General features: G+C 74.0%; 7 protein-coding genes and 1 pseudogene. All 8 read right to left on the minus strand.

Features of this window, described 5'->3' with window-relative positions; translation table 11 throughout:
• Positions 1-99 precede the first annotated feature (99 nt).
• Complete coding sequence (locus tag HLB15_RS20475) at positions 100-1,776, minus strand: anthranilate synthase component I (protein ID WP_229785674.1); 1,677 nt, start codon at positions 1,774-1,776, stop codon at positions 100-102.
• The gene (gene hisI / locus HLB15_RS20480; protein WP_171108129.1) at positions 1,773-2,150 is read right to left on the minus strand and encodes a phosphoribosyl-AMP cyclohydrolase; all 378 of its coding nucleotides are present in this window, start codon (positions 2,148-2,150) and stop codon (positions 1,773-1,775) included. Before hisI ends, HLB15_RS20475 begins: the two co-directional genes overlap by 4 nt.
• Before the next feature lie 38 nt (positions 2,151-2,188).
• A complete protein-coding gene (locus HLB15_RS20485) occupies positions 2,189-4,066 on the minus strand; it encodes an ABC transporter ATP-binding protein (protein ID WP_229785675.1) in 1,878 nt (625 codons plus the stop codon).
• Complete coding sequence (locus HLB15_RS20490) at positions 4,063-6,000, minus strand: ABC transporter ATP-binding protein (protein WP_249360454.1); 1,938 nt, start codon at positions 5,998-6,000, stop codon at positions 4,063-4,065. Before HLB15_RS20490 ends, HLB15_RS20485 begins: the two co-directional genes overlap by 4 nt.
• A 170-nt stretch (positions 6,001-6,170) precedes the next feature.
• On the minus strand, positions 6,171-6,941 hold the full coding sequence (gene hisF, locus HLB15_RS20495; RefSeq protein ID WP_171108131.1) for an imidazole glycerol phosphate synthase subunit HisF: 771 nt from the start codon (positions 6,939-6,941) through the stop codon (positions 6,171-6,173).
• Positions 6,941-7,939: an FKBP-type peptidyl-prolyl cis-trans isomerase gene (locus HLB15_RS20500; RefSeq protein WP_229785676.1), complete on the minus strand. Its 999-nt coding sequence runs from the start codon at positions 7,937-7,939 to the stop codon at positions 6,941-6,943. Before HLB15_RS20500 ends, hisF begins: the two co-directional genes overlap by 1 nt.
• Before the next feature lie 78 nt (positions 7,940-8,017).
• Complete coding sequence (gene pafA / locus HLB15_RS20505; RefSeq protein WP_171108133.1) at positions 8,018-9,379, minus strand: Pup--protein ligase; 1,362 nt, start codon at positions 9,377-9,379, stop codon at positions 8,018-8,020.
• A gap of 31 nt (positions 9,380-9,410) precedes the next feature.
• A pseudogene (locus HLB15_RS20510) lies at positions 9,411-9,593 on the minus strand (hypothetical protein); the annotation flags it as partial.

Below are 9,593 nucleotides of genomic sequence, written 5' to 3' on the forward strand. Positions count from 1 at the left end.
CGAGCGCCGTGGCGATCGTCGTGGTGACCCACGTGGGCGAGCCGGTGCCGAAGGCGAGCGCGCCGAGGACGAGGAGCGCCAGGACGGTGCGGGTGCGGGTCACCGGGCGTCCTCCGGGTCCTGGTCCTGCGCGGACCCGGCCGCCGAGCCCGTCCCCCGGCGCGCCGGGGACAGGGGCGCGAGGCGGGCGGCGAGCTGCACGGCGCGGACGGCCGCGGCGGCCTTGTTGCGGGACTCGGCGTACTCCAGCGACGGCACGGAGTCGGCCACGATCCCGGCACCCGCCTGCACGCTCGCCCGGCCGTCCGCGATGTAGGCCGTGCGGATGGCGATGGCCATGTCCATGTTGCCGCCGAAGTCGAAGTACCCGCAGACACCGCCGTAGATGCCGCGCGAGGCGGGCTCGAGCTCGTCGATGAGGGCGATCGCGCGCGGCTTGGGCGCGCCGGACAGGGTGCCCGCGGGGAACGTGGCGCGCAGGGCGTCCAGCGCGCTGCGTCCGGCCCGCAGCCGGCCGACCACGGTCGAGCACATGTGCATGATGTGGCTGAACCGCCGCACCTTCATGAACTCGACGACCTCGACGCTCGTCGGCTCGCACACCTTGACCAGGTCGTTGCGGGACAGGTCAACGAGCATGAGGTGCTCGGCCCGCTCCTTGGGGTCGGCGAGCAGCTCCTCGCCGAGCTCCGCGTCCTGCTCCGGGTGGGCGCCGCGCGGCCGCGAGCCGGCGATCGGGTAGGTGGTGACGTGGCCGTCGTCGACCTTGACCAGCGTCTCGGGGCTGGAACCGACCACGGCGAACTCGCCGCCGTCGGGCGCCTGCGGGTCGGGCCCTGAGAGGTGGAAGTAGTACATGTACGGGCTCGGGTTGATGGTGCGCAGGGCCCGGTACACGTCCAGCGGGTCCGCGGGGCAGTCGAGGTCCAGGCGCTGGGACAGCACCACCTGGAACACCTCGCCGTCGCGGATCGCCTCCTTGCCCGCGCGCACGGCGTCCTCGAACTCCTCGCGGGTCGAGCGGAACTCCAGCTCGGGCTCCGCGGCGTCGTCGGCCACGACGGACGTGACGCGCGGGCCGCCGGCGGCCAGGCGTGCCTCCATGGCGTCGAGACGCGCGACGGCGTCGGCGTAGGCCTCGTCGACCCGCTCGTCGGTGGCGTCGGCGTTGATGGCGTTGGCCACCAGCCACACCGTGCCCTCGCGGTGGTCCACGACCGCGAGGTCGGTGGCGAGGCACACGGCGAGCTCCGGCGCGCCGACCTCGTCGGGCGCCGTGGCGGGCAGGGTGGGCTCCCAGTGCCGCACGACGTCCCAGCCGAGCACGCCCGCCAGGCCGCCCGTGAGCGGCGGCAGGTTGGCCACGCCGGGCGTGCGGAGGGCGTCCAGGGCGGCCTCGAGCACGTCGATCACGTCACCCGCGCGCGGGATGCCGACCGGCACGTCGCCCGACCAGACCGCCTGACCCCCGCGGCTGGTCAGCGTGGCGCGGGACGCGACGCCCACGAACGACCAGCGCGCCCACACGCCGTCGGACTCGGCCGACTCGAGGATGAAGCTGCCCGGCCGGCTGCCCGCGAGCGTCCGGTACAGGCCGACGGGCGTCGCGTCGTCGGCGAGCAGGGGACGCACGACGGGCACGACGCGGCGGTCGGTCGCCATCTCCCGGAACCCGGCCAGGTCGGGCCACGTGGTGCCCCAGGGCAGGTCGGCGGGCGCCTCGACGGGCTTCTGGGTGTTGTCCGGGGCGTCTGCCCCGGTCGTCGCGCCGGTCATCGTGCCGTCTCCGGTCGCGACCCGACCACGGCGCCCAGGTCCCCGCCGGCCTCGAAGCACGTGCGCGTGCCGGTGTGGCACGCCGCGCCCACCTGGTCGACGCGCACGAGCAGCGCGTCGCCGTCGCAGTCCAGGCTCACGGCCTTGACGTACTGGGCGTGCCCCGACGTGTCGCCCTTGCGCCAGTACTCCTTGCGGCTGCGGGACCAGAACGTCACGCGGCCCTCGGTGAGGGTGCGGCGCAGCGCCTCGTCGTCCATCCAGCCGACCATGAGCACCTCGCCCGTGTCGTGCTGCTGGACGACGGCGGCCACCAGGCCGGCGTCGTCCCGCGTGAGCCGGGCAGAGACCGTGGGATCGAGAACGTCAGGCACCCGAGAATCCTGCCACGTCCGGACGGTGTCCCGGGCGCTCACCGGGTCTGCGCCACCCAGCTCGCGTGCATCCGGGCGTAGATGCCGTCCGCCGCCACGAGCTCGGTGTGCGGGCCGACCTCGGCGACCTCCCCCTGGTCGACGACCACGACCAGGTCGGACGCCTCCGCGGTGGAGAGCCGGTGCGCGATGGTGATCGTCGACCGGCCGGCCGTGAGCGAGTCGAGGGCGCGCGCGATCCGTACCTCGGTGGCCGGGTCGACCGCCGAGGTGGCCTCGTCGAGCACGAGCAGGTCGGGCTGCGCGAGGTAGGCGCGCGCGATGGCGACGAGCTGCCGCTCCCCCGCCGAGAGCGCCTCGCCGCGCTGTCCCACCGCGGTGTCCAGCCCGTCGGGCAGGTCGGCGAGCCAGTCGGACAGGCCGAGCTCCGCGAACGCGGCCTCGACCGCCGCCCGCACCCGCGCGTCGGCGTCCGGGCCGGTCAGCGGCTCGCGCAGGCCGTCCTCGCGCAGGCCGTAGGAGGCGTTGTCGAGCACCGTCCCGTCGAAGAGGAAGCCCTCCTGCGGCACCAGCACGACCCGCTCGCGCAGGGACGCGAACGACAGGTCACGCAGGTCCGTGCCGTCCAGCTCGACCGCGCCGGACGTCGGGTCCATGAGGCGCGTGACGAGCTTGGCGATCGTCGTCTTGCCCGAGCCGGTCTGGCCCACGACGGCCACCTTGGTGCGCGCGGGCAGGTCGAGCGTCACGCCGTGCAGCACCTCGGGACCGCCCGGGTAGGCGAACCGGACGTCGCGCAGCGTGACGTGCGCCGAGCCGCGCTCCTGCGTGACGGCTCCCGGCTTCTCGGCCACCTGCACCGGCGTCTCGATGACGGCGATGACGCGCCGCCAGCCGGCGACCGCGTTCTGCAGCTCGTTGAGGATCTCCGTAGCCATCTGCACGGGTCCCGTGAAGAGCTGCACGAGGAACAGGAAGGCCACGAGCTGGCCGGCCGTCAGACCGCCGCCCACGCCCAGCAGCGAGCCGACGACGACCACGACCGCGAGCACGAGGTTGGAGATGAGCACGCCGGAGGAGAACGTGCCCGCGACGAGCACCTGTGAGCGCGCCTGCGCGCTCCGTGTCGCCTCGACCGCGTCCCCGATGCGCCGCCCGGTGCGCTCCGAGACGCCGTACGCCCGCACGGTCTCGGCGCCCACGACCGACTCCGAGATGGCGCCGAGCATCGCGCCGACCCGTTCGCGCACCAGCGTGTAGGCGCGGTTGACGTAGCGCTGCCCGAACCGGATGACGAGGAACATCGGGATGAACGCGACCCACACCACGGCCGTGAGCACCGGCGAGTACACGAGCATGAGCCCCGTCGCCACCAGCACCTGGAGCGCGCTGACCAGCAGCATGATCCCGCCCCACTGCACGAACAGCGACACCGTGTCGACGTCGTTGGTCACGCGCGAGACCAGGGCGCCGCGGCGCTCGGTGTTCTGCGTGAGCGTCGACAGGTTGTGCACGTGCCGGAACGCCGTGGTCCGCAGCGTCGCCAGGCCCGCCTCGGCCGAGCGGAACAGGCGCACGTTGACCAGCGCGGCGCACACCGCGGCCAGCACGAGCGCGCCCGCCGCGAGCGAGGCCAGGACAGCCACGCGCCCGGCGTCGGGGCCGGCGTCGGCCAGGATGCCGACGTCGATGGTCTGCTGCACCGCGAGCGGTACGACCACACGGCCCGCGGCCGCGAGCGACGCCAGCAGCAGCGTCACCCAGAGGCCGCGCGCGATCTCCGGGCTGATCTCCAGGCCACGGCGCAGCGTGCCGAGCACGCCGAGCCTGCTGGCGGACTCGATGCGGGCGCCGTCGGCGTCGAGCAGGTCCTCGGGGACGTCGGTCACGTCGGGCTCGTCCGTCGTCGCGGTCATCGGGCCACCTCCTCCAGCTCGGCGGAGTCCCCGCCGAGGTCGTCGGGCTCCTCGCCCGTGCACGCGGCGACGTCGGCGCGCTCCTTCTCGCGGCGCTCCGTCTCCACCTCGTACGCCGTGGCGAGCGCGCGGTAGCCCGCGTCGCGCGCCATGAGCTCGTCGTGCGTACCGACGTCGACGACGCGCCCGCCCTCGACGTGCACCACGCGGTCCGCGAGCGCCACCGACGACATCCGGTAGGCCACCATGACGACGGTCGTGCCCCGCGCGCTCTGCCGGTCCGCAGCCTGTCCGTCCGCGGCCTCGTCGGTGGCGGCGGCCAGGCCGCGCAGGATCTCCTGCTCGACGCGCGGGTCGACGGCGCTGGTCGCGTCGTCGAGCACGAGCAGGCGGGGCGCACGCACCAGCGCCCGCGCGATCGCGAGGCGCTGCCGCTGCCCGCCGGACAGGTTGGCACCCCGCTCGCCGAGCGGCGCGTCGAGACCCTCGGGCAGCTCGCGCACCGTCTCGTCGAGGCGGGCCAGGCGCAGCGCCTCCCACACCTCGTCGTCGGACGGCGTGCCCGGCTCGCCCGGGTCGGCCAGCGTCACGTTGCCGCGCACGGTGTCCTCGAACACGAAGGTGGTCTGCGTGACGAACGCGACGTGGGCGGGGATCTCGCCGTCGGCGAGGGTGCGCGCGTCCACGCCGTCGAGCAGGACACGGCCGCGCGTCGGGTCGGACAGGCGCGCCAGGAGGCTGACCAGCGTGGTCTTGCCCGCGCCCGTGCTGCCGACCACCGCGACGGTGCTGCCCGGCTCGACCGTCAGGTCGACGCCGTCGAGCAGGGTGATCGTGCGGCCCCGCGCGCCGCTCGTGGCCGGCACGTCGACGCCGACGCCCTCGAGACGCACACCGAGGCCGCCGTCGGTGGACGGCAGGCGGCCCGTGCCGTAGGCGAGCGCGCCGGTCGCGTCGGCGACCTGCGCGATGCGCTCGTAGCCGACCAGGGCGCGCGGCAGCTCGCCGAGCACCCAGCCGAACGCTTGCACCGGCACGGTCATCATGGTGAGCAGGTATGCGGCCGTGACGATGTCGCCCGGCTCGACGGCGCCCGCGGTCACCCGCCAGGTGCCGATGCCGAGCACGAGCAGCGTGCCGACGGCGGGCAGCGTCTGGATCACGGGGTCGAACAGCGAGCGGACGATGCCGACGCGCACGTTCGCGGCGCGCAGCTCCTGCGTGCGGGCGTCGAACCGGCTCTCCTCGCGGTCCTCGGTGCCGAGGGCCTTGACCAGCAGCGCGGCCTCGAAGCTCTCGTGCGCGACGTCGGCGACGTCGCCCCGCAGGCGCTGCGCCCGGGTCACCGCGGGCGACATGTGACGCTGGTAGACGGCGTTGACCGCGACGGTGATCGGGATGACGGCGAGCGCCGCGAGCGCGAGCCACGGGTCCACGGCCAGCAGCATGCCGACGGCGACGCCGATCATGACCACGACGCCGAGCGCGAACGGCAGCGGGTTGAACACGCCCGTCGCGGCCTCGGTGTCCGAGGTCGTGTGGTTGAGCAGCTGGCCGGCGGGGTGGGCGCGGTGCCAGGACGCGGGCAGGCGCAGGTACTGCCGGGTCAGCCGGGTGCGGTGGTCGGCCTGGATGGCGACCACGCCGTACCCGGCCCAGATCCGCCGCCCGGCGACCGCGAGGGCGAGGCTGAGCGCGACCGCGCCGAGCACGAGGCCCGCCAGCCAGATCCGGTCGCGGGCCGCTTCGTCCCCCGCGATGGCCGGGACCACGACCGTGTCGGTGGCCCAGCCGACCGCCCGGCTGACCGCGACCGTCAGGGCGCCGAACGCCGCCGAGGACCCGACGGCCAGGACGTAGAGGCCCGGGTGGGCGCGCATGCCGCGCCACATCAGGGCGAACGAGCGCCGCACGCGCGAGCCGGTGAGCTCCATCGGGTGATCCGGCAGGTCATCTGAGGGCACGACAAGACCTCGCTTCTCGGGGTGTGAACCGATTTTCTCACGACCCGGGAATCGATTCGACGGGTTTTCGCCCAGGGCGTCGCCGACGCTACGACCTCAACCTTGGTTGAGGTCAACGCCCCCGGGGCCGGCAGGTGCCGTCAGCGGACGTCGAGGCCCGCCGCGCGCATCGCGTCCTTGACCTGCCCCACGGTGAGCGCGCCGAAGTGGAACACCGACGCCGCGAGGACGGCGTCGGCCCCCGCACGGGCGGCCTCGACGAAGTGCTCGGGCGTGCCCGCACCGCCGGACGCGACGAGCGGCACCTGCACGCGCTCGCGCACGGCGCGCAGCATCTCCAGGTCGAACCCCGAGGTCGTGCCGTCGGCGTCCATCGAGTTCAGCAGGATCTCCCCCGCACCGAGCCTCGCGGCCCGCTCGGCCCACTCCACCGCGTCGATCCCGGTGCCGCGCCGCCCGCCGTGCGTCGTCACCTCGTAGCCCGACGGCGTCGTGACGTCGCCCGTCACCCGGCGCGCGTCGACGCTCAGGGTCAGCACCTGCGAGCCGAACCGCTGGGCGATCTCCGCGATGAGCTCGGGCCGCGCGATCGCGGCCGTGTTCACGCCGACCTTGTCGGCGCCCGCGCGCAGGAGCCGGTCCACGTCGTCGGTCGACCGCACGCCTCCGCCCACGGTCAGCGGCACGAACACCTGCTCGGCGGTGCGCCGCACCACGTCGATCATCGTGGCGCGGTCCCCCGAGGACGCCGAGACGTCGAGGAACGTGACCTCGTCCGCCCCCTCCGCGTCGTACCGTCCGGCCAGCTCGACCGGGTCGCCGGCGTCGCGCAGGTCCGCGAAGTTGACGCCCTTGACCACCCGGCCCGCGTCGACGTCCAGGCACGGGATCACACGGATCGCGACAGACATCAGCCCTCCTCTTCCTGGGTCTCGCCCTCTGTCTGCTCCTGATTCGACTGGTCCTCCGCGACCGCGCTGTGCGTGTCGAGGATGTCCACCACGTACACCAGCGTCTCGCCGGCCAGCCCGCTGCGGGTGTTCGCGTACCCGCTCGAGGGTGGCACCACGAGCAGCACCTGGGATCCGACCGTCTGCTCGACCAGCCCCTCGTCCCAGCCAGCGACCAGCTTGCCGATGCCGATCTCGGCCGACTGGGGCGGCGTGCCCTCGGTCCAGGTCGTGTCGACCACGCTGCCGTCGCTCCAGCGCACGGCCGTGAACTCGACGGTGACGATCTGGCCGCGGCGTACCTGCGACCCCGTCCCACGGACCAGGGGGTGCACGACGAGCTCCGTCGGCGGGTCGGCGTCGGGAACCTGCACGGTCGGTGCGCCCAGGTCGTCGAGCCGCACCTGCGGCAGGCTCTCCCCCGGTGGGTCGGCCGGGGTCCCGGAGGCCCGCGCGGGCAGCACGTCGACGACGAGCAGCACCGGGACGCCGTCCTCCTCCTGGACCAGTGCGAGGCGGGCGCCCACGCGCTGCCCCTCGAGCAGGTCGAAGAGGTCGTTCCCGAGCGACGACTCGGTCATCGTGTAGGCGGCGGGCGCGGTGCGGAACGTGTTCTGCAGCTCCGTGCCGTCGCGCCCGTCCTCGGCGTACAGGTTGAGCAGCACCGGGTCGTCGCGCTCGACCAGGTCGCCCGTACCGGGCCAGACGGTCTGCGAGCTCGGCCGGACCACCTCGTACGGCGTCTCGTACCCGAGCTGCGGCGGGGCGCCGCTCGTGCCGGTGACCTCGACCGGCGCCTGCGACGCGGAGGCCGTCGGGCCCGGCCCGACGTCGACGGGGAGCGACGCCGGGGTGCAGGCCGTCGTCACGGCGACCGCCGCTGCGGCGAGCAGGCCCCCGGCGGAGCGGACGATCCGTCGGGTCGTGTGCTGCGCCCCTCGACCGGCTCCTGACCTCACGGGCCCAGTCTCCCACGACACGGCCGCGCCCCGGGACGGGCCGGTGGCCGGTCCCGGGGCGCGGTGGCCGCCCGCGGTTCACATGCTCTCGATGAGCCGCTCCACCCGCTCGTCGACGCTCTTGAACGGGTCCTTGCACAGCACGGTGCGCTGCGCCTGGTCGTTGAGCTTGAGGTGCACCCAGTCGACCGTGTAGTCGCGCCGCGCCTCCTGGGCGGCGCGCACGAAGTCGCCGCGGAGCTTGGCGCGCGTCGTCTGCGGGGGCACGGCCGTCGACTCGAAGACCTCCAGGTCGGTCGTGACCCGCTCGACCATGCCGCGCGCCGCCAGCAGGTTGTACAGGCCCTCGGTGCGCGAGATGTCGTGGTAGGCCAGGTCGAGCCGTGCGATGCGCGGGTCGTCCAGGCTCATCCCGTGCTTCTCCTGGTACCGCCGGATGAGCTTGAGCTTGATGGCCCAGTCCAGCTCCCGGTCGATCAGCGACAGGTCGTCGGACTGCAGGGCACGCAGCCCGCGCTCCCACAGGTCGAGCACCTGCTTGACCACCGGCGTGACCTCGAGGTTCGCCTCCACCAGCTCCTTGGCGCGCTCGTAGTACTCCGCCTGGATCTCGACAGCGGTCATGGTCCGCCCGTTGGCCAGCGTCACCGCGTGCCTGCCGGTGCGGTCGTGGCTGATCTCCCGGATCGCCCGGATCGGGTTCTCCAGGGTCAGGTCCCGCATCGGCACGCCTGCCTCGACGAGGCGGAGCACGAGGTCGGTCGTGCCGACCTTGAGCATCGTCGTCGGCTCCGCCATCGACGAGTCGCCGACGATCACGTGCAGGCGGCGGTACAGCTCGGCGTCCGCGTGCGGCTCGTCGCGCGTGTTGATGATCGGCCGCGAGCGCGTCGTCGCGCTCGAGACGGCCTCCCAGATGTGGTCGGCACGCTGGGACAGGCAGAACACCGCACCGCGCGGCGTCGCCAGCACCTTGCCCGCGCCGACGAGGATCTGGCGCGTGATGAGGAACGGCACCAGCACGTCCGACAGCCGCGAGAAGTCGCCCGACCGGCGCACCAGGTAGTTCTCGTGGCAGCCGTAGGAGTTGCCCGCCGAGTCCGTGTTGTTCTTGAACAGGTGGATCCTGCCCGGCAGGTCCTCGTGCTCGAGGCGCTGCTGCGCGTCGGCCACCAGACCCTCGAGGATGCGCTCGCCCCCGCGGTCGTACGAGACGAGCTGGCGCACGTCGTCGCACTCCGCCGTCGCGTACTCGGGGTGGGAGCCCACGTCGAGGTAGAGGCGGGAGCCGTTCCTCAGGAACACGTTCGAGGAACGGCCCCACGCCACCACCTTCCGGAACAGGTAGCGGGCGACCTCGTCGGCGGACAGACCGCGCCCGTCGTCGGCCGCGCACGTCACGCCGTACTCGGTCTCGAGACCGAAGATCCTACGGTCCATGGACTTCCCCTCCCGTTCGCGGAACGTGCTGCTAGTGGTCGGTCCCACCCGAGGTGCCTGAGGTGCCCGGCCCCTCGCCGGGCTCGTCCGCGCCCGGCGCGCCGGGCTCGTCGGTCGGCTGGTCGGCCTGCTGACCCGTCGCCTCGGCCGTGGCCCCGTCGGCGGGCCGGTCGTCCGGCGTCCCCGCGGACCGCTCGGGCGGGCCGCCCTCCGG

This window comes from Promicromonospora citrea (assembly GCF_013004695.1).
In the GTDB taxonomy this organism is placed as follows: domain Bacteria; phylum Actinomycetota; class Actinomycetes; order Actinomycetales; family Cellulomonadaceae; genus Promicromonospora; species Promicromonospora citrea.